Source organism: Streptomyces sp. NPDC013317 (assembly GCF_055563155.1).
Map to the genome: position 1 here is coordinate 217,885 of NZ_JBVHDX010000009.1, position 20,618 is coordinate 238,502.

20 protein-coding genes, 1 tRNA gene and 1 pseudogene are annotated in these 20,618 nt (G+C 72.3%); 6 read left to right on the forward strand and 16 right to left on the reverse strand.

The window, feature by feature from the left end:
- Nucleotides 1-86 precede the first annotated feature (86 nt).
- Nucleotides 87-749, reverse strand: coding sequence for an HNH endonuclease family protein (locus tag ACZ3IJ_RS23765; RefSeq protein ID WP_467471206.1), 663 nt, complete (start codon nucleotides 747-749; stop codon nucleotides 87-89).
- Nucleotides 750-1,003: 254 nt separating this feature from the next.
- Between ACZ3IJ_RS23765 and ACZ3IJ_RS23770 the strand changes: the two genes are divergently transcribed.
- Entirely contained in the window at nucleotides 1,004-1,774 is a 771-nt protein-coding gene (locus tag ACZ3IJ_RS23770; protein ID WP_467471208.1) for an ABC transporter permease, read from the forward strand.
- 163 nt (nucleotides 1,775-1,937) lie between these two features.
- Here the strand turns inward: ACZ3IJ_RS23770 and ACZ3IJ_RS23775 are convergent, their stop codons facing one another.
- Together ACZ3IJ_RS23775 and ACZ3IJ_RS23780 are read right to left on the reverse strand one after the other, a co-directional pair.
- Nucleotides 1,938-2,588, reverse strand: a complete 651-nt coding sequence (locus ACZ3IJ_RS23775) for an HAD-IA family hydrolase (RefSeq protein ID WP_467471210.1) — start codon at nucleotides 2,586-2,588, stop codon at nucleotides 1,938-1,940.
- Between the two features lie 202 nt (nucleotides 2,589-2,790).
- Complete coding sequence (locus tag ACZ3IJ_RS23780) at nucleotides 2,791-3,495, reverse strand: peptidoglycan-binding domain-containing protein (RefSeq protein WP_467471211.1); 705 nt, start codon at nucleotides 3,493-3,495, stop codon at nucleotides 2,791-2,793.
- A 672-nt stretch (nucleotides 3,496-4,167) separates the two neighbouring features.
- On the opposite strand from ACZ3IJ_RS23780, the gene ACZ3IJ_RS23785 reads away from it, so the two are divergent.
- Nucleotides 4,168-6,222, forward strand: a complete 2,055-nt coding sequence (locus ACZ3IJ_RS23785) for an MDR family MFS transporter (RefSeq protein WP_467471213.1) — start codon at nucleotides 4,168-4,170, stop codon at nucleotides 6,220-6,222.
- A 4-nt stretch (nucleotides 6,223-6,226) separates the two neighbouring features.
- Here ACZ3IJ_RS23785 and ACZ3IJ_RS23790 read toward each other — a convergent pair whose 3' ends face one another.
- Together ACZ3IJ_RS23790 and ACZ3IJ_RS23795 are read right to left on the reverse strand one after the other, a co-directional pair.
- Complete coding sequence (locus ACZ3IJ_RS23790; RefSeq protein ID WP_467471215.1) at nucleotides 6,227-6,727, reverse strand: GNAT family N-acetyltransferase; 501 nt, start codon at nucleotides 6,725-6,727, stop codon at nucleotides 6,227-6,229.
- On the reverse strand, nucleotides 6,724-7,044 hold the full coding sequence (locus ACZ3IJ_RS23795; protein ID WP_383167408.1) for an antibiotic biosynthesis monooxygenase family protein: 321 nt from the start codon (nucleotides 7,042-7,044) through the stop codon (nucleotides 6,724-6,726). The genes ACZ3IJ_RS23790 and ACZ3IJ_RS23795 overlap by 4 nt, the downstream gene beginning before the upstream one ends.
- A gap of 116 nt (nucleotides 7,045-7,160) precedes the next feature.
- Here ACZ3IJ_RS23795 and ACZ3IJ_RS23800 point away from each other — a divergent pair, with 116 nt between their 5' ends.
- On the forward strand, nucleotides 7,161-7,559 hold the full coding sequence (locus tag ACZ3IJ_RS23800) for a recombinase family protein (protein WP_467471218.1): 399 nt from the start codon (nucleotides 7,161-7,163) through the stop codon (nucleotides 7,557-7,559).
- A 225-nt stretch (nucleotides 7,560-7,784) separates the two neighbouring features.
- On the opposite strand, the gene ACZ3IJ_RS23805 is transcribed toward ACZ3IJ_RS23800, so the two are convergent.
- Nucleotides 7,785-8,024, reverse strand: coding sequence for a hypothetical protein (locus ACZ3IJ_RS23805; RefSeq protein ID WP_467471220.1), 240 nt, complete (start codon nucleotides 8,022-8,024; stop codon nucleotides 7,785-7,787).
- Between the two features lie 54 nt (nucleotides 8,025-8,078).
- Between ACZ3IJ_RS23805 and ACZ3IJ_RS23810 the strand changes: the two genes are divergently transcribed.
- Both ACZ3IJ_RS23810 and ACZ3IJ_RS23815 read left to right on the forward strand, forming a co-directional pair.
- A tRNA-Leu gene (locus tag ACZ3IJ_RS23810) sits at nucleotides 8,079-8,151 on the forward strand.
- Nucleotides 8,152-8,164: 13 nt separating this feature from the next.
- Nucleotides 8,165-8,275: pseudogene (locus ACZ3IJ_RS23815) on the forward strand (HNH endonuclease); the annotation flags it as partial.
- Here ACZ3IJ_RS23815 and ACZ3IJ_RS23820 read toward each other — a convergent pair.
- The 4 genes from ACZ3IJ_RS23820 to ACZ3IJ_RS23835 form a co-directional block, all read right to left on the reverse strand.
- Nucleotides 8,272-8,517: an acyl carrier protein gene (locus tag ACZ3IJ_RS23820; protein ID WP_467471222.1), complete on the reverse strand. Its 246-nt coding sequence runs from the start codon at nucleotides 8,515-8,517 to the stop codon at nucleotides 8,272-8,274. The pseudogene ACZ3IJ_RS23815 and the gene ACZ3IJ_RS23820 sit on opposite strands and share 4 nt — an antisense overlap.
- A gap of 720 nt (nucleotides 8,518-9,237) precedes the next feature.
- Entirely contained in the window at nucleotides 9,238-9,906 is a 669-nt protein-coding gene (locus ACZ3IJ_RS23825) for an O-methyltransferase (RefSeq protein WP_467471224.1), read from the reverse strand.
- On the reverse strand, nucleotides 9,903-10,967 hold the full coding sequence (locus tag ACZ3IJ_RS23830; protein WP_467471226.1) for a DUF2330 domain-containing protein: 1,065 nt from the start codon (nucleotides 10,965-10,967) through the stop codon (nucleotides 9,903-9,905). Before ACZ3IJ_RS23830 ends, ACZ3IJ_RS23825 begins: the two co-directional genes overlap by 4 nt.
- A 174-nt stretch (nucleotides 10,968-11,141) precedes the next feature.
- Entirely contained in the window at nucleotides 11,142-12,389 is a 1,248-nt protein-coding gene (locus ACZ3IJ_RS23835) for a cytochrome P450 (RefSeq protein WP_467471228.1), read from the reverse strand.
- 367 nt (nucleotides 12,390-12,756) lie between these two features.
- On the opposite strand from ACZ3IJ_RS23835, the gene ACZ3IJ_RS23840 reads away from it, so the two are divergent.
- The gene (locus ACZ3IJ_RS23840; protein ID WP_391797636.1) at nucleotides 12,757-13,926 is read left to right on the forward strand and encodes a steroid 3-ketoacyl-CoA thiolase; all 1,170 of its coding nucleotides are present in this window, start codon (nucleotides 12,757-12,759) and stop codon (nucleotides 13,924-13,926) included.
- Nucleotides 13,927-14,141: 215 nt separating this feature from the next.
- Here ACZ3IJ_RS23840 and ACZ3IJ_RS23845 read toward each other — a convergent pair whose 3' ends face one another.
- The 6 genes from ACZ3IJ_RS23845 to ACZ3IJ_RS23870 form a co-directional block, all read right to left on the reverse strand.
- A complete protein-coding gene (locus tag ACZ3IJ_RS23845) occupies nucleotides 14,142-14,549 on the reverse strand; it encodes an aggregation-promoting factor C-terminal-like domain-containing protein (protein ID WP_352188225.1) in 408 nt (135 codons plus the stop codon).
- Between the two features lie 306 nt (nucleotides 14,550-14,855).
- Complete coding sequence (locus ACZ3IJ_RS23850) at nucleotides 14,856-15,698, reverse strand: ECF transporter S component (RefSeq protein ID WP_467471231.1); 843 nt, start codon at nucleotides 15,696-15,698, stop codon at nucleotides 14,856-14,858.
- A complete protein-coding gene (locus tag ACZ3IJ_RS23855; protein ID WP_467471234.1) occupies nucleotides 15,695-17,488 on the reverse strand; it encodes an ABC transporter ATP-binding protein in 1,794 nt (597 codons plus the stop codon). The genes ACZ3IJ_RS23850 and ACZ3IJ_RS23855 overlap by 4 nt, the downstream gene beginning before the upstream one ends.
- The gene (locus ACZ3IJ_RS23860; RefSeq protein ID WP_467471236.1) at nucleotides 17,485-18,639 is read right to left on the reverse strand and encodes an energy-coupling factor transporter transmembrane component T; all 1,155 of its coding nucleotides are present in this window, start codon (nucleotides 18,637-18,639) and stop codon (nucleotides 17,485-17,487) included. The genes ACZ3IJ_RS23855 and ACZ3IJ_RS23860 overlap by 4 nt, the downstream gene beginning before the upstream one ends.
- Nucleotides 18,636-19,313: an SCO2322 family protein gene (locus ACZ3IJ_RS23865; protein WP_467471238.1), complete on the reverse strand. Its 678-nt coding sequence runs from the start codon at nucleotides 19,311-19,313 to the stop codon at nucleotides 18,636-18,638. Before ACZ3IJ_RS23865 ends, ACZ3IJ_RS23860 begins: the two co-directional genes overlap by 4 nt.
- On the reverse strand, nucleotides 19,310-20,560 hold the full coding sequence (locus ACZ3IJ_RS23870; protein WP_467471241.1) for a prenyltransferase/squalene oxidase repeat-containing protein: 1,251 nt from the start codon (nucleotides 20,558-20,560) through the stop codon (nucleotides 19,310-19,312). The genes ACZ3IJ_RS23865 and ACZ3IJ_RS23870 overlap by 4 nt, the downstream gene beginning before the upstream one ends.
- Nucleotides 20,561-20,618: the final 58 nt, after the last annotated feature.

Sequence of the window (20,618 nt, forward strand, 5' to 3'; positions counted from 1 at the left end):
CGATCTCCCCGCCCCTCCGTCGTCCCGCCCGTTCGGCAGGGAACGCCCGTACGGTACGGAACGAGGGAGGCGCGACGGAAGCGTTCTCAGCAGCCGTTCAGGACGGACTGCAGGGCGCTCTTCTCGGCGGAGTCCACGCTCAGGCCCCAGTAGTACTTCGTGTGCACCCAGGCGCGGACGTACGTGCAGCGGTACGAGGTGCGCGACGGCAGCCACTCGGCGGGGTCCTGGTCGCCCTTGGACTGGTTGACGTTGTCCGTGACGGCGATGAGCTGCGGCCGGGTCAGGTCGTTCGCGAACTGCTGGCGCTTGGCGGTCGTCCAGGAGTTCGCGCCGGAGCGCCAGGCCTCGGCGAGCGGCACCATGTGATCGATGTCCAGGTCGGCGGCGGCGGTCCAGGTCGCGCCGTCGTACTCGGAGTACCAGCTGCCGCTGACGGCGGCACAGCTGGAGTCCTGGACGACGTTCACGCCGTCGCGCTTGAGGACGACCTCGCGGGTGTTGCAGGCGCCGGACTGGGTGATCCAGTGGGGGAACAGGTCACGGCTGTAGCCGGAGGAGGAACCTTCCGCCTTCACCGTGAGGGAGGCGAGGTAGGTACGGGCGGTGGCCGCGCTGACGGGCGTGGGCATGGCCGCCTGGGCGGTCGGCGCGGTGGCGAGGAGGCCGGTGACGGAGAGGGTGGCGGTGGCGGCGAGAACGGTCGCGCGACGGACTATTCGACGCGCGTAGACGTTGGCGGCGAGCATGCGAACTCCCTTGAAGTGGGGGGACCTTGGCCGTGCCGTTCCGGGCGCTCGCCCTGTACGTCCCGGGTGGGTTCCGGGTGCGTATGGAGTGAATTGCCCGGGTGGGACCCGGGTGGGTGCCCGGCGACCCGGCCATCGTGGCGGCGCGAGGTTGCGGTGTGGGGTGCGCCAGGTAACAGAGTGACGACATGGGCACGTCACATCAAGGGGTGTGACGGAACGACACTTCCGTTTCTCGGCCCTAGGGTTGGCGTGTGCTTCTGGAAGTGAACGTCACCTTTGGGGTGGTTCTCGCTGTTCTGCTCGCCGTGGCCGCGGGCGTCGTCGCGTTCGCCCGGCTCGGACGCCCGCGCGACTCGCTGATCGCGGGCGGGCGCGCCGCGGTCCAGCTGGTCGCGGTGTCGCTCGTGATCGGCTGGGTGATGCGGTACCTGCCGCTGCTGCTGGTCTTTCTGCTGGTGATGTACGGAGTGGCGGCGTGGACGGCGGGCAGACGCGTCGTCCCGGGGGAGGGGCGCGGCCGGTGGTGGGCGGGGGTGCCGATCGCCGCCGGTGTCGGACCGGTCGTCGCGACGCTGCTGCTCACCGGACTCGTCCCGGTGCGCGGTGTGGCGCTCATCCCGGTCACCGGCATCCTCATCGGCGGCGCGCTGACCGCGACGGTCCTGGGCGGGAGGCGGGCGCTCGACGAGCTGGAGACGCGCCGGGGCGAGGTGGAGGCGGGGCTCGCGATCGGGCTGCCGGAGCGGGAGGCGCGGCTCGAGGTGGCGCGCACGGCGGCGTCGGACGCGCTGCTGCCGGGGCTCGACCAGACGAGGACGGTGGGGCTCGTCACGCTGCCGGGCGCGTTCGTGGGGATGCTGCTGGGCGGCGCGTCGCCCTGGGAGGCGGGGGCGGTGCAGCTGTTCGTGCTGGTGGCGCTGATGGTGGTGCAGGCGGTGGCGGTGGCGGTCGTGCTGGAGCTGGTGGCCCGGGGCGTGGTGGCCCGGGGTGCGGTGGGGCGGGGTGCGGTGGCGCGGGGATAAGGGGCCTCCGCCACGTCGGAGATCGGCCCGTGTCCGGCCCGCGTTCGTCGCCGTCGGGGCCGCTCTCGGTGCGCTGTCGGCGTGTGACCAGCCCGCTGTCGGCCCGTTCTCGGTCCGCCGTCCGGCCCGTGTCCGCCCGTGTTCGCTCGGCCGGAGCCTGCTGTTAGGCGAACGTCAGGCTGAGGGTGCCGTCCTGGAGGGGCGTCAGCCGTACGGTCGAGAGGTCCTGGACGTGGACGTCCGGGGCGAAGGCGGCCGCCCTCGGGCCCACGCCGACCACGCGCATGCCCGCCGCGCGGCCCGCGTGGATACCGGCCTCGGAGTCCTCGAAGACGACGCAGTCGGCCGGGTCGAAGCCCAGCTCCGCCGCGCCCTTGAGGAACCCCTCCGGGTCGGGCTTGCTCGCGCCGACGTGCTCCGCCGTCACCCGGGTCGCCGGCATCCGCAGCCCCGCCGCGCCCATCCGGGCCTGGGCGAGCTTCTCGTCCGCCGAGGTCACGAGGGCGTGCGGGAGGCCGACGAGGGCGGCCATGAAGGCCGGGGCGCCCGGGACCGGGACGACGCCGTCGAGGTCCGCGGTCTCCTCCGCGAGCATCACCCGGTTGTCGGCGTGGTTCTGCTCCATGGGCCGGTCCGGGAGGAGGGCGGCCATCGTCGCGTACCCCTGGCGGCCGTGGACGACCTTGAGCGCCTCGTCCGGGTCCAGGCCGTGACGTTCGGCCCAGCGGCGCCAGCAGCGTTCGACGACGGCGTCCGAGTTGACGAGCGTGCCGTCCATGTCGAGGAGCAGTGCGCGGGTGGTGAGCGCGGGCATGAAGGGTCTCCAGAGGGGTGGGAGGAGAACAGAGCGGTCCCGCCCGCCGGTCAGGGAGTGCGGGCGGGGCCACTTTGTTCCTCGACGATACAAAACGAGGAGCCTCCACGCCAATCCGTCCCGGATCACGGACGCCGCGGCCGTGGTGCGGGCCTCCTCCCGTTCGTCGCGGGCCCGTGGTGCCGACGGGTACTCCGCCGGTTCAGCCCGTGGTCTCCGCCTCCAGTGCGCGGCGCGTCTCCGGCCCGTACACGCCCTCCCCGTCCTCCTCGATGTCCTGGTACGACTGGTAGCGCTCGACCGCGCGCCGTACCTGTCGGGAGAACTCGCCGTCGATCGGGCCGTCGTAGAGCCACACCTCCCAGAGCCGTCGCTGCAGCTCCTCGACCTCGGGGCCGGAGTCCCCGTAGCGCAGGGTCGGGGCGGGCGCGATCGGCGCGACCGTGGGCGTGCGGGTCGGCGCGGAGGTGGTCCGGGTCGCCGAGGGCGACGGCGGCCCGGCCGGCGCGGTGGACGTGGCCGTCGCGGTCGCCTCCGCCGAACGGGTGGAGGGTGACGGCGACGCCGAGGGCGACGCGGAGCGTGAGGCCGTGGCGGAGGCCGTGGCGGACGGCGGAGGTGTGGAGGCCGAGGAGGACGGGGCCTCCGACACGGCGACGTTCTCCGAGGCGCTGGCGGTGAGCGTCGGCGCGGCGGCCCGGTCGTCGGGCTCGTTTCCATCGCCGAGGAGGTCGCCCGCGACCGCCGCCGTGGCGACCACCGCGACCGCGACCGCCGCCGCGAGAGCCACCAGCGCGCCGCGCCGGCGGGTGGCGGGGCGCTCTGGCTCGCGCGGACCCCACTCGGGCTCGTACGCGATGTCGTACGCCTCGGGCTCCGGCGCGACCCCGCTCAGGTACAGGGGCATCGTCTCGGCGGAGCCGGGCCCCCCACTCGGCTCCGTCACCGGTCCGGAAACGGCACCCACGCCCGGTCCGGATGCCGCGCCCGGTCCGGATGCCGCGCCCGGTCCGGATGCCATGCCCGGTCCTGAGCCCGCGCCCAGCACAGCGCCTGGCCCGAAGCCCGCGCCCGGCACCGCCCCCGGTCCCATTCCCGTGCCCGGACCCGGCACCGCGCCCGGCCCGGCACCCGGCTCGGCGACGGGCCCCGTGCCCGCACCCGGCCCGGAGGCCGTACCCGCACCCGGCCCGGCGCCCGGTGCCGCGACCGGCTCGTCGCCCGGCCCGGCGTCAGGTAGCGCGACGGCACCAGCGCCTCGGGCCTCCGGTGGGGCCATCGGTGCCTTTCCGGCCTCCGCTACGGCATCAAGCGTCACGTACGGACGGATCCGCAGCGGATCGAAGTCCTCCGCCGCGGCTATCTCCGCCTCGACGCACGCGCAGCGCGGTCTGTGTACACCGCATTCAGGACAGACGTGTCCGACCACAGTCAGGCCCCTCCCCAGTTCGCCTGGCAGAGATTATGCAGCCCGCACGTGGCCCGGCCTCCGCGACCGGGGTAACGGCCCTGGCCTCCGCAGGCCATAACCGGACATTCCAATCAGGATGGGGTGGGGAACGGACCCGAGGAGATGCCCATGGCCCAGGAAGTACGCGCGGCAGACCCCAGCGGTGGCCCGGCGCCCGGGGACGGGCAGAGCCGGCGCGGTGTGATGGTCGCGATCGGAGCGCTGCTCCTCGGCATGCTGCTCGCCGCACTCGACCAGACCATCGTCGCCACGGCCCTGCCGACCATCGTCAGCGAGCTCGGCGGCATGGAGCACCTGTCCTGGGTCGTCACCGCGTACATCCTTGCGTCCACCGCGGGCACGCCCCTGTGGGGCAAGCTCGGCGACCAGTACGGCCGCAAGAAGCTCTTCCAGGGCGCCATCGTCATCTTCCTCGTCGGCTCCGCCCTCTGCGGCGTCGCACAGAACATGCCCCAGCTCATCGGCTTCCGCGCACTCCAGGGCCTGGGCGGCGGCGGTCTCATGGTCCTCTCGATGGCCATCGTCGGCGACCTCGTGTCCCCCCGGGAACGGGGCAGGTACCAGGGGCTCTTCGGCGCCGTCTTCGGGGCGAGCAGCGTCCTCGGCCCGCTGCTCGGCGGGCTGTTCACCCAACATCTCTCCTGGCGCTGGGTCTTCTACATCAACCTGCCCATCGGCATCGTCGCCCTCTTCGTGATCGCCACCGTGCTGCACATCCCGGTCCGCGCCACCCGCCACACCATCGACTACCTCGGCACGTTCCTCATCGCCTCGGTCGCCACCTGCCTGGTCCTCGTCGCCTCCCTCGGCGGCAACACCTGGCCCTGGGGCTCCCCACAGATCATCGGACTCGCCGTCCTCGGAGCCGTACTCCTGGCGTGGTTCGTGTACGTCGAGAGGCGCGCCGCCGAGCCCGTGCTGCCGCTGAAACTCTTCCGGATCCGGACCTTCACCCTCGTCTCGGTCATCAGCTTCGTCGTGGGCTTCGCGATGTTCGGCGCGCTGACCTATCTGCCGACCTTCCTCCAGGTCGTCCAGGGCGTCACGCCGACCGTGTCCGGCCTCCACATGCTGCCCATGGTCCTCGGCATGTTCATCACCTCGACCGTCTCCGGCCAGATCGTCTCGCGCACGGGCCGCTGGAAGGTCTTCCCCATCGCGGGCACCGGCGTCACGGCGCTCGGGCTGCTGCTCCTCAACGAGCTGACGGAGGCGAGCTCCACCTGGGAGACGAGCGCCTGCTTCTTCGTCTTCGGCGTCGGGCTCGGTCTCGTCATGCAGGTCCTCGTCCTGGTGGTGCAGAACGCCGTCTCGTATCAGGACCTCGGGGTCGCCACCTCCGGCGCCACCTTCTTCCGCTCCATCGGGGCGTCGTTCGGCGTCGCCATCTTCGGCACGATCTTCACCAACCGGCTCAACACCAAACTCGACGCGGCCCTCGCCGGGCAGTCGCTCCCACCGGGCACCGGACCGGACCAGATCGCCGCCGACCCGCGCGCCATCTCGGAACTTCCGACGGAGCTGCAGCCGTCCGTCGTGCACGCGTACGCGACCTCGATCACCGACGTCTTCCTCTACGCCGCGCCGGTCGTCCTCGTCGCCTTCGTCGTCGCCTGGTTCCTCAAGGAGGACAAGCTGCGCGGCTCTGTCACCGCCCCCGACGCCAGCCAGACCCTCGCCTCCAACCCGGTGGAGCGCTCCTCGTACGACGAGTGCGCGCGGGCCCTGTCCGTGCTCGGCTCACGGGAGGGGCGCAGGGAGGTCTACGAGAAGATCACCGCGAAGGCCGGGCTCGATCTGCTGCCGGCCGCGAGCTGGCTGCTGCTGCGGATCCGCCGCCACGGGACCGTGGAACCGGCCCGGCTCGCCGAGACCACGCCCGTACCCCTGCGGGCCATCACCGCGGCGTCCGTGCAGATCGAGGAGCGCCGGCTGGCCCGCCGGGAGGGTCTGCAGCTCGTCCTGACGGAAGAGGGGCTCTCCGCCGCGACGCGGCTGGCGAAGGCGCGGGAGGAGTCGCTCGCCGAGCTGCTCGGAGACTGGTGGGGGCCGGAGCGGCCCACGGACCTGGTCCAGCTGGTGGAGGAGCTGACGGCGGAGCTGAGCGGCTCGGACGCGGAGCGGCCCCACTCGCCCGAGCCGCCCCGCGACCATCACGCCTGAGGGATCAGGACCGGAGGTCCTTGCCGTACCAGACGTCCATGTACGGGCCCTCGCAGTACGCCGGGATGTCCTGGTAGCCGTGGCGCGTGTACAGGCTGCGGGCCTCGATCAGGTCCCGGCGCGTGTTGAGGACCATCCGGCGCGCGCCCAGGCCACGCGCCGCGTCCTCCAGCCTCCCGAGCAGGGCACCGGCGCCGCCCGTGCCCCGGAAGGCGTGGCGCAGGAACACCCGGGTCAGCTCGGCGCGTTCCTCGTCGAGGAGGAGCACGCCGCCGCACGCGGCCGGCTTCCCCTCGTACCGGCCCACGAGGAACCGGCCGGTCGGCGGGGCCAGCAGCTCCACGCCGTCGTTCGTCAGCCCCTCGTCGATCTCCGCCACGGTGGCGGGCCGCTTCCAGTAGCGGCTCGCCACGTCGTCGTAGTAGTCGCGGCGCAGGGCGGTGGCGTCGGCGGTGTGGACGTCCTCGGGCACGAAGGACCAGCCGCGGGCAGGGGAGTCGCTCACTTCGGGGACGCCTGCTGGACGACCTCGAACGACCAGAGCGTCGACCCGGTCGCCGCCGGCTTGGGCCGCTCCCCGGCGCCGCCGCCCTCGTGCGCGGTCTTCATGGAACCGGACATCCAGTTCTGGAAGTCCTCCTCGCTCCGCCAGCGGGTGTACACGAGGTACTGGTCGGTGCCCTCGACGGGCCGCAGCAGCTCGAACCACTCGAACCCGTCGGACCCCTCCACGGCCCCGGCCCGCGAGGCGAACCGCTGCTCCAGCACCTCACGCTGCTCGGCCGGGACGGTCAGTACGTTGATCTTTACCACACTGGGCACATGACACCTCTCAGGAAGCACAGGCCGGGCGCTGCGCCGAGCCTTGATCACCTACGTGCAGTCTCGTACATCCGCCAGTCGAAGCGGCGTGAGGGGACGACTCGCAGGCGTCGCCCGTGGCGCAGCGCGAACGGTGCGCCTCGCTGATCGCGTCGAAGGGGTGGAGCGACGCGGGCCACTTCGAGGACGTGGGCAAGTCGGGGTGGGACCCGAGCATCCACCGTCCCGGATTCGAGGAGATGTTGGCGGCCGTGCGCGGCGGGCACGTGGACGCCGTGGTGGTCTTCTCACTGTCCCGCCTCACGCGCCGTGGCGCGCTGGAAGCCATGCGGATCATCGAGGAGCTGGAGACCGCACGGCGTGCGGCTGGTGAGCGTCGAAGAGCCGTACCTCGACACGTCCACCCCGGTCGGGGTCGGCATCCTCGCCGCCATCGCGGGTCTGGCGCAGCAGGAGTCCGACATGAAGTCGGCCTACGTCTCCGCCACCAGGGACACGCTTCGGCGGGCTGGTAGCCACGTCTCCGGCGTCGCCCCGTACGGCTTCACGTCGGAGAGGACGACCAGCGGCAAGCTGCCCGTCGTCCGCCTCGTCCCGGACCGGCCCCGCCGACGAGGACGACCAACCCCACCTGACCCCGCAGAGGAGAGGTGCTCGGTACCGGCCCCGGCTCGGGGATATCGGCCGCAGAGTTCCGGGTTCGAGTCCCGGGTTGGGCACGTCAGCCCGGGACTGCGCGACTACCTTCCCGAGTGGTCGATGACATTCCCGTTGGAGCAGTTGTCGACGTGGTCGGTGTTCCATTCGCCCAGGGTGGGGACAACCGCGACTTCCTGAAGGCAGACGGCGGCGGCGGTGAAGTTCCAGTTGTTGGCGGCGTCGATACCGCCCTGAAAGTTGGAGTCGCTGTCGGCGTGGGCGGGAGCCGCGAGAGCGAGCCCCGAGAGGGCGAGTGCTGTGGCAGTGATGATCTTCTTCATGTCTTGCTGAACGAATGTCCCGGGGTGGGGAAACGGTCCCTCGCCCCATCGGAGCCCGCCTGGCCCAATGGCAAGAGGCGCCGCGGTGAGACCGCGAAGGTTTCCGGTTCGAGTCCGGGGACGGGAACGCAGAAGCCGACGACATCACGCCCCTCTCGATGGCAGGGACCGACACGGACGGCAACGTTCAAGTGCTGTGCCGGGGGTGCCACCAGCTCAAGACGAGCACGGAGTTCGGGAGCGCGGCCTAGGCGTTGGCGGGGGCGTTCACCACCGCGCGGGCCAACTCCTCGGCCGTACGGATGCTCTCGGGTGACACCTCGATGTCTACGCCGAACTCGTCCCCCAGTCGGGCCGCAACCTCCATGAGAGCGAGCTCATCAACCCCCAGCTCATCAAGACTGGTGCCGGGCCGGATGGGCTGCGACGAGTTCATCCCGCTGAGGATGTCGTGGACCTTCTTGTACTCCTGGTCATAAGTGATCTCTGCCATGGCCGGCAGCGTAGGGCTTCGAGACTTCCGCTGACCGAGCACGCCGAGACTGTCACCTGATCGAGCGAGGAACGGACGAGTCGGTGCGTGCGACCTAGGGCGTGTTGCGAAAGTAGCGCCGTCCGCCCGAAGGGCGGGCCCCGCGGCGTCTGGTGCGTGCGATCGCAAGGCGGAGGGTCGTCCTCGTACCGGGTGTACTCGGACGATCCCGACAACGCAGCGAGCGTGCGTGCCAGGCGTCGCGGGGCAGGCGGGACTTTCGCAACACGCCCTAGTGCTGAGTCCACCACGTGAGCGCTGCACCGCTGTCCACAAAGCGCTGCCTGTCACTCTGACGTTCTGGACATGTACGTGCCGCACGTTGGAGATATCCCATGCCCCGACGCCCCCGCCCCCCCGCGCTCGGTACCCGGGTGCCCCGAACTGACGGCCCGCGGTGGCCGCTGTGCCGCTCACGAACGTGAGGCGACCGCACTACGGGAGAAACCGGGGACGAGCGCGTACCGGCGACGGTGGCCGAACATCCGGCACGCTACCTCTACGCCCATCCCTGGTGCGTGCTGTGCACGAAGCCGGCGACCGTAGCTGACCACTTCCCGGAGTCCCTGGTCCAGGCGATTGCGTGGGCTTGCATCAACCGTGACGACTGCCCATACAGCGTTTCTGTGGCCCGAGTGCGGCGGGCGGGAGTGGCTGGTCTCGCCCGACCACGTGCGTCCGTCAGGCCACGACCCGGGCGAGCAGCAGGCCGTCGTAGGCCTTCACGCCGACCGTCTGGAACGCCGTCGCGTCCAACCGGGGCTCACGTGAGACCAGTTCGAACATCGCGCGCGTGCCGGTGATCGCCGGGTCGTCCGTGTCCGCCTCCAGGATCGCGCCCCCGCGCACGACGTTGTCGACGACGATGACCGTGCCGGGGCGGGAGAGCTTCAGCGCCCACGCCACGTAGTTCGGGTTGTTCACCTTGTCGGCGTCGATGAAGACGAAGTCGAACGGGCCCGCGCCCTCCGTCTCCAGCTGGGGCAGGGTGTCCAGGGCCGCGCCCGTCCGGACCTCGACCACCTTCTCCAGGCCGGCGCGGGCGATGTTGGCGCGCGCCACGTCCGCGTGGGCCGGGTTGTACTCCAGCGAGATCATCCGGCCGTCGGCGGGCAGCGCGCGCGCCATCCAGATCGTGCTGTAGCCACCGAGCGTGCCGATCTCCAGGACCGAGCGCGCCCCGCACATCGAGACGAGCAGGTTCAGGAGCTTGCCCTGGTTGGGCGCGACGGCGATCTCGGGGAGCCCGGCGGCCGTGGAGTCGGCCAGCGTGGCGGCGAGCGCCTCGTCGGCAGGGGCGAGCAGTTCGGTGAAGTAGCGGTCGACTGCGGTCCATTGATCCTGGGTCATGCCGCCGAACGTACCGCAGCGCGTCGGCGCCGCACGCGGATCGCCACGACCGTCCCGCCCGCCGCGATCAGCACGCCGGCGACCGACAGGAGCCAGACCGGGACCCCGTCCCCGACCGTGAGCAGCCGGTCGGTGTAGATCACCTCGCGGTACGGCGTGTCCGCGACCGTCCGCAGTTCGTGGTCGCCGTCGATCAGTGACGGCACGGGGAACGACTGGTCCAGTGCGGTCAGGAAGAACGGCCCGCCGCCGGTGAGCGAGGCGAGCGAGTCGCGGCTCGTCCCCTCGATCCGTCCGGCGAACGTCACCTCCGGCCCGTCGCCGCCGATGTCGTCACGCGGCTCCATGCGATGGTCGGCGAGGATGTACAGGCCGAGGGACTGCGGGGTCTTGGCCAGCCGGGAGAGCCGCATCGGGTAGACGAGCCGGTCGCTGGCGAAACCGATCCGGAGCGGGGTCAGCTCTCCCTGGAGCGCCGTACCGCCGGCGTCGGGGGCGAGCCGTACCGCGACGTACTCCCACTTCTGCTCGACGTACGGCGTCAGTTCGGCCGCCAGCCGCTCGGGGAGTTCGAAGCCGTTCGTCCTCAGCCAGCCGCTCAGCGCCTCGGGGTCGGTGGCGGTCAGCCGCGCCACGTCGAAGGGGCCGAGCCGCTCGCGCCCGACGACACCGACGTCCGGGCCGGCGCTCCCGGGAAGGGCGGCCGAGGAGCCGTCCGACGAGCCGAGGTCGAAGGGCCAGTCGTCGCCACGCGGCCAGAAGTAGTAACGGTCCCGGTGCGCGGGACGGGTGAGGTCCTCCAGCGCGTCGAAGAGCGACGGGTCGCCGAGCGTCACGTCCGCCCGCCCGGGTACGGGCATGATCCAGGCCGCCCGCTGGGCGTCCCCACGCACCGTGAACCGCATGACGATCTGTTCCGTACGGCCGTCCCAGCGCACCGCCGAGGTCTCCCGGTCGACGCCGATCCGCTGGTGCCGGTCCGGGATCATCGCGCCGCAGCCGCAGGCGTACGCCGGTGCGATCAGCGAGCCGAGCTGGAGCGCGAGCAGCGCGACGATCATGGCCAGAATCCTGTGTGTCCCCCGCATGGTCGGTCAGACGCGGCGGGGAAGATTCCGGTTCCGGGCCCGGAGAAGGCCGTCGACGGGGCCGGGCGGAGGAAGTAGGGAGGCGGGAGGCGGGGGCCTGGGCGTAGGGGTTGGAGCCCCCGCCTACCGGTCTGTCAGGAGCGTTCGTCAGGAGCCGACCCGCACCCGCAACTCCTTGATCCCGTTCAGCCAGGCCGCGCGCAGCCGTCGGGGTTCGCCCGCGAGGGTCAGATCGGGCAGGACGTCCGCCAGCGCGTTGAAGATCAACTCGATCTCGTTGATGGCGAGCGACTTCCCGAGACAGAAGTGCGGCCCGCCGCCGCCGAATCCGAGGTGCGGGTTCGGGTCACGCGTGATGTCGAAGGTCTCCGGGTTCTCGAAGACCTCGGGGTCGTTGTTGGCGGAGGAGTAGAAGAGTCCGACCCGGTCGCCGCGGCGGATCTTCTGGCCGCCGATCTCGGTGTCCTGGGTGGCGGTCCGCTGGAACGAGACCACCGGGGTCGCCCAGCGCACGATCTCCTCGGCGGCCGTCGCCGGCCGCTCCCGCTTGTACCGTTCCCACTCCTCGGGGTGGGTGAGGAAGGCGTGCATGCCGTGGCTGATGGCGTTGCGCGTGGTCTCGTTGCCGGCCACCGCGAGCAGCAGCACGAAGAAGCCGAACTCGTCGGAGGAGAGGTTGCCCTGGCCCTCGGCGGCGACGAGCTGGGTCACGATGTCCTTGGCCGGGCACTCCTTGCGCTCGGCGGCCAGGTTCATCGAGTAGCCGATGAGCTCCATGGCGGCCTCGGCGCCGATCTCCTCGGTGATGGCGTACTCGGGATCGTCGTACGCGACCATCTTGTTGGACCAGTCGAAGATCCGGGCGCGGTCCTCCTGCGGTACGCCGATGAGTTCGGCGATCGCCTGGAGCGGCAGCTCGACGGCGACCTGGGTGACGAAGTCGAAGGAGCCGTCGGAGCCGGCGTTCCGCTTCGCCTCCTCGACGATCTTCCGGGCGCGCTCGCGCAGGGCGTTCTCCAGGGACCGGATCGCACGGGGTGTGAAGCCGCGCTGGACGATCTGGCGGACGCGGGTGTGCTCCGGCGGGTCCATGTTGAGCATGATCAGCTTCTGGACCTCGATCTGGTCCCTGGTGATGTGCTCGTTGAAGCGGATGACGGCCGTGTTCTCGGTCGAGGAGAACAACTCCGGGTGCGTGGAGACGTACTTGACGTCGGCGTGCCGGGTGACGGCCCAGTAGCCCTCGTCGTCGAAGCCCGTGACGCCGCGCGGCTGGGGGCACCACCAGACGGGTGCCGTCTGCCGCAGCTGAGCGAACTCCGGGAAGGGTATACGGCTCTGGAGCAGATCGGGATCGGTGGCGTCGAACCCTTCGGGGAGGTGAGGGCAGGGCATCGGCTACACACTCCTTGTCTGGGACACGCCTGCCGGACGGCGTGCCTGGCGGCGCACGGCCGGCGGCATGTCCGGCGGCTTGGCTGACGGGACGGCTGACTGGGCGGCTGACGGGACGGCTGAGGACGGCAGAATTCTGACGGTCCATCAGAAGATGTCCGCAAGGTAGTAACGGGTTCTACAAGTCGCAAGGCGTGCGACGTGAACTGTTGCCGGTGATCGGTGCACGCGGGTGCGTGCACAACCCTTGCGTACCGGCGGTAGCAGTCATAAGACTTCACTCAGAACTAGAACGCGTACTAGTTCCCCGTACCGCCCCCGTCGCGGAGTGCCGGGACACCCCGCCCGGGCGAGGAGAGGACGAGTCATGGCCGCGGAACCCGTCATCGTCGAAGCAGTACGCACCCCCATCGGCAAGCGCGGAGGCGCGCTCGCCAATCTCCACCCCGCCTACCTCCTGGGCGAGACCTACCGTGAACTCCTCGGCCGCACCGGCATCCACGCCGACTGCGTCGAGCAGATCGTCGGCGGCACCGTCACCCACGCCGGCGAGCAGTCCATGAACCCCGCGCGCAATGCCTGGCTCACCATGGGTCTTCCCTACGAGACCGCCGCCACCACCGTCGACTGCCAGTGCGGCTCCTCGCAGCAGGCGAGCCACATGGTCGCCAACATGATCGCCTCGGGTGTCATCGACATCGGCATCAGCTGCGGGGTCGAGGCCATGTCGCGCGTCCCGCTCGGCTCGGGATCCAAGCACGGACCCGGAAAGCCCTGGCCGGACGAGTGGAACGTCGATCTGCCCAACCAGTTCGAGGCCGCCGAGCGCATCGCCCGGCACCGCGGCCTGACCCGAGAACGGGTCGACTCCCTCGGTCTGCTCTCCCAGGAGCGGGCCGCGATCGCCTGGTCCGAGGAGCGGTTCAAGCGCGAGACCTTCGCCGTCCAGGTCCCGACCACCGAGGAGGAGCAGGCCGCGGGTCAGGGCATGTGGCGGCTCGTCGACCGCGACGAGGGGCTCCGCGACACCAGCATGGAGGCGCTCGCCCGGCTCAAGCCCGTCATGCCGACCGCCGTCCACACCGCCGGGAACTCCTCCCAGATCTCCGACGGGGCGTGCGCGCTCATGTGGGCCTCCAAGCGGATGGCCCGCGCGCTCAAGCTCAGGCCCCGCGCCCGGATCGTCGCCCAGGCGCTCGTCGGCTCCGACCCGCACTTCCATCTCGACGGGCCGGTCGACGCGACGCGCGCCGTGCTCGGCAAGGCGGGGATGTCGCTGAAGGACATCGACGTCGTCGAGATCAACGAGGCCTTCGCCTCGGTCGTCCTGAGCTGGGCGCAGGTCTTCGACCAGGATCTCGACAAGGTCAACGTCAACGGCGGCGCCATCGCGCTCGGGCACCCGGTGGGCGCGACCGGGGCGCGACTGATCACCACGGCCCTGCACGAGTTGGAGCGCACGGACAAGGAATTCGCGCTGATCACGATGTGCGCCGGCGGCGCGCTCGCGACCGGCACGATCATTCAGCGGCTGTAGGGCCCGTGCGGCGACCGCGGCGCGTACGGGGCGGCTGGGGGCGCGGGGTGGTCGGCTCGAGAGCCTTCGCACGCGGGGGCGGGGGCCGCCGCGCCCGACGGGGCCGCCGCCGGGGCGGGGTCTGCCGCGCCCGAAACGCCGCAGGCCCCGCCCCTCCGTGCGGAGGGCGGGGCCTTGCGGGTGTGCGCGCGGCTGCGAGCGGCTGGGGGTGACTCTTAGTACCAGCCGTTGGCCTGCCAGAACGCCCAGGCGCCGTTGGGGCTGCCGTAGCGGTCGTTCATGTAGTCCAGGCCCCACTTGATCTGGGTGGCCGGGTTGGTCTTCCAGTCGGAACCGGCCGAGGACATCTTCGAGGCCGGCAGGGCCTGGACCAGGCCGTAGGCGCCGCTGGACGAGTTGGTGGCGGAGGGGTTCCAGCCGGACTCGTGCTCCACGATCTTGCTGAACGACGCGAACTGCGAAGCCGGAACGATCTGCTTGGCGATCGCCTTGGCGTCGCTGGGAGCTGCCGAGGCCGAGGCCGTCGTGCCCAGGACCGCACCCGAGGCGCCCAGCAGCACGGCTGCGGAGACGGCGAGGGTCTTCTTGCGGGAGTTGGCACGGGTGGCGATGGAGCGGAACAAAACGCGACCTAACGTCGGGGACATGGGCCCGCCGGGCGTTTTCGGCAAGCCGGAACCAGAGCCCGGGGAACCCGGATCCTGAGGGGAATCGGCCTGTCCGAGGCGCTGCGCTAAACGCTGCCTGCCTGGCGACGTCCACCAGACAAGCAGCCGGGGGAGGCCGTCGCAAGGCCCCCCGGTACGAAGCGGAGTCGGACCCGCGCCGAAGGGCCGGGGGCGGGTACGCGGGTGTTATCGCAGGTCGGGGCGGTATATGGGGGGATTTGGGAGGGTCTGGACCCTCTCCTATTCCACGTCGTACGTGACCTAGGTCCTGTGGGGCGCCTCACCCCGGAGCGGCACTTCAGGCCCCTCGAATGTGACCTGGGTCTCGAAGTTCGCCCGCCGGGTGGCCCGCCGCAGCGCCTTCAGGAGCGTGGCGCCGACGGTCATCGTGAGCACGACGGTGAGGGTCGCCCGGCCGAGGTCCCAGCCGACGGAGGTGGCGATGACGTACGCGAGGAAGCGGACCAGGTTCTCGTGCGCGGGCTCCCCGGGCTGGAACGAGATCCCGGAGCCCAGGCCGCCCACCGTGACCCAGCCGTAGAGATTGGTGACGGTGCCGTACGCGAACGCCGCCGCGAACCCGTACGCCGACAGCATCAGCAGCTCACCCCGGCCGCGCAGCCGGACAGGGCCCGGCAGCAGCCCCGCGCCCATCGTGAACCAGCCCATGGCGAGCATCTGCACCGGCATCCAGGGGCCGACACCGCCCGTGAGCAGGGCGGAGGCGAACATCGTCACCGCACCGAGGACGAAACCGAACCCCGGCCCGAGAACCCGGCCGCTCAGCACCATCAGGAAGAACATCGGCTCCAGGCCCGCCGTCCCCGCCCCGAGCGGACGCAGCGCCGCCCCCACGGCGGCGAGCACGCCCAGCATCGCCACCGCCTTCGCGTCCATCCCGCAGTCGGCGATCGTCGCGACCACGACCGCGATCAGCAGCGGAAGCAGAGCGGCGAAGAACCACGGGGCGTCGGCCGCGTGATTCGTGACGGCGGCGCCACGGTCCGCGAAGAGCGGCCAGGCGACGGCCATCGCTCCGACGAGGGAGACCAGGACGAGCGCCGCGATCGAGCGGGGTCCGAGCCGTACGGGTCCTCTGCTCACCACGCCTCCCTCACCTGCTCGACCGTGAGCCAGGGCTGCGGGGCGAGGATCTTGGCCACCTGCGGGGAGAAGGCGGGGGAGGAGACGACGACCTCGGCCGTCGGGCCGTCCGCGACGACCTCGCCGCCCGCGAGGATCACCACCCGGTGCGCCAGCTCGGCGGCCAGCTCCACGTCGTGGGTGGCGAGCACGATGGCGTGGCCCGCACCGGCGAGCTCGCGCAGACGGGCGACGAGTCGGGCCTTGGCCGCGTAGTCGAGACCGCGGGTCGGCTCGTCGAGGAGCAGGAGCGGGGGCCGGCCGGTCAGGACGACCGCCAGCGCGAGCGCCAGGCGCTGGCCCTCGGACAGGTCACGGGGGTGGGTGTCGTCCGCCACACCGGGCAGCAGCTCGGACACCAGCGCCCGGCAGGTCCCGGGGGCCGAGCCCGTGTCGGCGTCGGCGGCCGAGCACTCGGCGCCGACGGTGTCCGCGTACAGCAGGTCGCGGGGCTCCTGCGGCACGAGACCGACGTGGCGGATCATCTCGCGGGGGTCGGTGTGGTGCGGCGCGCGGCCCGCGACGAGGGCGGTGCCCGAGGTGGGCGGGACGATGCCGACGAGCGCGTTGAGCAGCGTGGACTTGCCGGCGCCGTTGCGTCCCATGAGCGCCACGGTCTCGCCCGCGGTGACCTGGAGGTCCACCCGCCGCAGCGCCTCCACCCGGCCGCGGCGGACACCGAGGGAGCGGACGTCGACGAGACGGTCGGCTTCGGGGGCGGGCACGGAGGGCCGGGGGCGGCGCCGGAAGAGGGAGATCGCCCGACCCTTCCCCGGGGCGCGTCGGGCGGGGGTCTGAGGTGCCTTCGGCGTGTCCGGCACGTGCGCGGTGTCCGGCTCGTGCGCGGTGTCCGGCGCCTTCGGCGTGTCCCGCGCCTCGGTCGGCTTCGGTGCTTCCGGCGTGTGGGGGACGGGAGGTGAGGGGCGGAGCCCCTGGGTGGTCGGGACCCGTGCCTCCAGACGGTCCCGGACCGGCCCCGCCGCACGGCGGGCGTCCCGGACCGTCAACGGGAGCGGGCTCCAGCCCGCCAGGCGGCCGAGCGCCACCACCGGGGGGTGGACCGGGGAGACCGACATGATCTCGGCCGGCGGGCCCATGACCCCGTCCGGCAGCAGCAGCACCTGGTCCGCGTACTGCACCACCCGCTCCAGGCGGTGCTCCGCCATCAGGACCGTCGTGCCGAGGTCGTGGACCAGGCGCTGCAGCACCGCGAGGACGTCCTCCGCCGCCGCCGGGTCCAGTGCGGACGTCGGCTCGTCGAGAACGAGGACCTCGGGGTGCGGCGTCAGCACCGAACCGATCGCCACCCGCTGCTGCTGCCCGCCAGAGAGCGTCGCGATCGGCCGGTCGCGCAGCTCCGCGAGACCGAGCAGGTCCAGGGTCTCCTCGACCCGCCGCCGCATCACCGCCGGAGCCAGGCCCAGCGACTCCATCCCGTACGCCAGTTCGTCCTCGACGGTGTCCGTGACGAAGTGCGCCAGCGGGTCCTGCCCCACCGTGCCCACCACGTCCGCCAGCTCGCGCGGCATGTGCGTACGGGTGTCCCGGCCCGCCACCGTCACCCGGCCCTTCAGCGTGCCGCCCGTGAAGTGCGGGACGAGCCCCGAGACCGCGCCGAGCAGGGTCGACTTGCCCACGCCCGACGGGCCCACCAGCAGGACCAGTTCGCCCTGCGGAACCGTCAGGTCCAGGTCCCGCAGCGTCGGCTCGCCCGCGCCGTACGTCACCGAGACGTTCTCGAAGCGGATCACGAAGTCTCCCTGGAAGCGGAAGCGGAGGCGGAGAGGACGGGTGCGGGTGCGGGTGTGGGAGCAGGAACAGAGGCGGGAACCGGCGCCACGAACGCGGGTACCAGGCCCACCAGGATCGACAGCGCGGGCCACACCGGAAGCTCCGGCGCGACCAGGGGCACGACACCGGGGTGCAGCGCCTCGTAGGCGTACGCGTTCGCCCAGATCATCAGCGCCGCCACCGCGATGCCCGAGCCGGCGACCAGCCAGGCCCGCACCCCCCAGGTGTCGGGCCGGTACCGGGTGCGGGCCGCGCGGCGGCCGCCCAGCCGGAGCCCGGCCAGCGCCGCGCACAGCCCCGCGACGAGCAGCGGCAGCCCGTACCCCGCGCCCTCGGCGGCCAGCAGGCCGTACGAGCCCGCGCACACCCCGAGCAGTCCGCCCAGCGTCAGCACGTTCGTCGTCCGCCGCACGGCCGGCTCCACCTGCGCCGTACGTCCGTATCCGCGCGCGTCCATGGAGGCCGCCACGGCGATCGACCGCTCCAGCGCGCCCTCGAGCACCGGCAGCCCGATCTGGAGCACGGCCCGCACCCCGCCCGTCGGTCGACCCCGAAGCCGCCGGGCGGTCCGCAGCCGCATCACGTCGGCCACCATGTTCGGCGCGAAGGTCATCGCCACGACGACGGCGACCCCCACCTCGTACAGCGCGCCCGGCAGCGACTTGAGCAGCCGCGCCGGATTGGCGAGCGCGTTCGCCGCGCCCACGCAGATCAGCAGGGTCGCCAGCTTGGCGCCGTCGTACACGGCGAAGACCACCTGCTCCGCCGTCACCCGGCCCCCGATCCGCACCCCCCGCGCCCAGTCGGGAACCGGCACCTCGGGAAGCGTGAACAGCTCGTACGTGCCCGGGATCGCCGAACCCAGCACCACCGAGAACACCACCCGGAGCGCCACCACGAAGAGACCCAGCTTCACGAACGCCCCGTACGAGCGGGCCCAGGGGGCGTCCGTGCGGCGGGCCGCGACGACATAGCCCGCGACCGCGACGATCAGGCCGAGGAGCAGCGGGTTTGTGGTACGGGAGGCGGCGACGGCGAGGCCGAGCGCCCAGAGCCACCAGGCGCCCGCGTGCAGGGCGTTGGAGCGGCTCGCCTCGGGGGCACGGATCATGCGCGTCGGCGGGCCTTCCAGACCGCGGCACCCCCGAGCACGAGCACCGCGGCTCCGCCCACCACGATCCCGACGGCGGGTCCGCCGTCGCCCTTGCCCTCCGGCGCCTGGGCGGCCGTCGCGGTGGGGTCGCCCCCGGGGCTGTTCTCGTCGGCCGGGGACCCGGTCTCCGCGACCTGCTCGCCGCAGCCCTTCGCCGGGTAGCCGGCGATTCCGCACAGCAGTGCCGCGCTGTCGTACCGCAGCGGCTTCGCCACCGCGGCCAGCGCGTCCGCGCTCGTCGCGTCCGCGCGGACCTGGGCGCAGCCGGTCTTCACCTGCGGCCGGGGCGGAGCCTCTCCCTGCGGGGCGTCCTGCGGGGTGCCGAAGTCCACGACGACCGCCACCCGCTTCGTGCCGGCCTTCGCCTCCGTACCGCCGCAGACGCCCGCGAAGTCGGGGGCCGCGGTGGGCTTGGCGGCGTCGCCGCTGTCCTTGCTGACCGCGAAGCGGAAGCCGACGGCGTCGCCGTCGGACGGGCGGGCGGTGGCCGGGCCCTGCGTCGCGTACTCCCAGGTGCCGCCGCCGTCGCTCTCCCACGACGACCAGTAGCGGTAGCCGACGGCCTCGGCGGGAGCGGCGGCGGCCAGGATCAGGACGGCGCCGGCCGCGGCGCCGAGCAGCCCGGCCCTCACTTCTTGCGCCCGCTCACCAGGAAGCCGATGCCGACACCGACGACCATGCCGATGCCGATGATCCACCACACGTCGAACGAGCCGGAGTCGTCGTCGCTCGCCTCGGGCGCGGCGGACGGCGACGGCTTCGGCGCGGGCCCGGTGGCGGCCAGCTCCTTCAGGAGGTCGGTCGAGCCGAAGGCACGCGGGTCGACGTGCATCGCCTTCGCGGCGAGGACCAGCTGCGCGTACGCGGCGGGGCCGTTCTCCTTCGCCCAGGCGGCGGAGTTCGCCTTGAGCCAGGTCAGCGCGCCGGTCGCCTCCTTCGTGGCGCCGGTCGCGGCGAGCGCCACGACGGCGTCGGCGGTGTTGCCGTGGTCGGGCTGCTCGGTCGGGTCGGCGGCGCCGGGCATGGGCGGGGTGTTCAGGTGTCCGTTCTTCGCCAGCGCGGCGGCCAGGTAGGAGGCGCCGTTGAGCGCGGCCCGGTCCATCGTCGGCGTGGCCAGGTCCGTGCAGACCGGGCTCTGCTGGGGCTCCACGCCCCGCGCGGTGATGCCCTTGCCGAGCCCGGCGAGCGTCGCGGCGGCGGTGGCGTCGGCGTTCGCGAGGAGCTTGCCGTCCTTGTCGGGCTGGTAGGCGAAGGCGCCCGCCCCCTCCTTGTCCGAGCAGGGAAGGGCGAGTCCGAGCAGGGCGTCGTACGGGGTCATGCCCTCGGTGGACTTCACCTGGCCGGGCTTCTCGCCGAGCGCGGTCAGCGCGCTGATGACGATGGAGGTGGAGTTGGCGTCGCTGGGGCCGCCGGGGTTGTACCCCCAGCCGCCGTCCTTGTTCTGTACGCCCTTCAGCCAGGCCGCGCCGGCCTCGGCCGCCTTGGCCAGGGGCTCGGGGTCGGTGCTCTGGCGCTTGGCACCGGTGAGCGCCTGCACGGCGACGGCGGTGGCGTTGGTGTCCAGCATGGTCGACGCGTCGCACGCCTTGGCCGGGTCCGGCCGGTACGACGCGAACGCGCCGGTGGCGCACTGCTGCTTCAGCAGCCAGGACACGGCCTCGTCGGCGGGCTGCACACCGCTGGTGGTCTGGGCGATGAAGGCGAGCGACTGGCGCCACACACCGTCGTACGTCGGGTCCTTCGTGCCGTACAGCCCGGCGGGGATCACGGGCGCGGGGGTCGCCGACGGCGAGGGGGCGGCGGATGCGACGGGGGCTACGCCGGTGCAGAGCACCGCTGCGGCGGCGAAAGCGGCGGCGCCGCGACGGACGGTGATCATGCGAGCTGTGGCCTCTCCTGCGGCCGGGCACCGGCACGCTTGAGGCACCAGGCTCGGC

Bases quoted from the DNA above. Each gene is read 5' to 3' on its own strand.
- ACZ3IJ_RS23765 (WP_467471206.1), bottom strand. From the start codon at position 749: ATGCTCGCCGCCAACGTCTACGCGCGTCGAATAGTCCGTCGCGCGACC.
- ACZ3IJ_RS23775 (WP_467471210.1), bottom strand. From the start codon at position 2,588: ATGCCCGCGCTCACCACCCGCGCACTGCTCCTCGACATGGACGGCACG.
- ACZ3IJ_RS23780 (WP_467471211.1), bottom strand. From the start codon at position 3,495: ATGCCCCTGTACCTGAGCGGGGTCGCGCCGGAGCCCGAGGCGTACGAC.
- ACZ3IJ_RS23785 (WP_467471213.1), top strand. From the start codon at position 4,168: ATGGCCCAGGAAGTACGCGCGGCAGACCCCAGCGGTGGCCCGGCGCCC.
- ACZ3IJ_RS23805 (WP_467471220.1), bottom strand. From the start codon at position 8,024: ATGAAGAAGATCATCACTGCCACAGCACTCGCCCTCTCGGGGCTCGCT.
- ACZ3IJ_RS23820 (WP_467471222.1), bottom strand. From the start codon at position 8,517: ATGGCAGAGATCACTTATGACCAGGAGTACAAGAAGGTCCACGACATC.
- ACZ3IJ_RS23825 (WP_467471224.1), bottom strand. From the start codon at position 9,906: ATGACCCAGGATCAATGGACCGCAGTCGACCGCTACTTCACCGAACTG.
- ACZ3IJ_RS23830 (WP_467471226.1), bottom strand. From the start codon at position 10,967: ATGATCGTCGCGCTGCTCGCGCTCCAGCTCGGCTCGCTGATCGCACCG.
- ACZ3IJ_RS23835 (WP_467471228.1), bottom strand. From the start codon at position 12,389: ATGCCCTGCCCTCACCTCCCCGAAGGGTTCGACGCCACCGATCCCGAT.
- ACZ3IJ_RS23840 (WP_391797636.1), top strand. From the start codon at position 12,757: ATGGCCGCGGAACCCGTCATCGTCGAAGCAGTACGCACCCCCATCGGC.
- ACZ3IJ_RS23860 (WP_467471236.1), bottom strand. From the start codon at position 18,639: ATGATCCGTGCCCCCGAGGCGAGCCGCTCCAACGCCCTGCACGCGGGC.
- ACZ3IJ_RS23870 (WP_467471241.1), bottom strand. From the start codon at position 20,560: ATGATCACCGTCCGTCGCGGCGCCGCCGCTTTCGCCGCCGCAGCGGTG.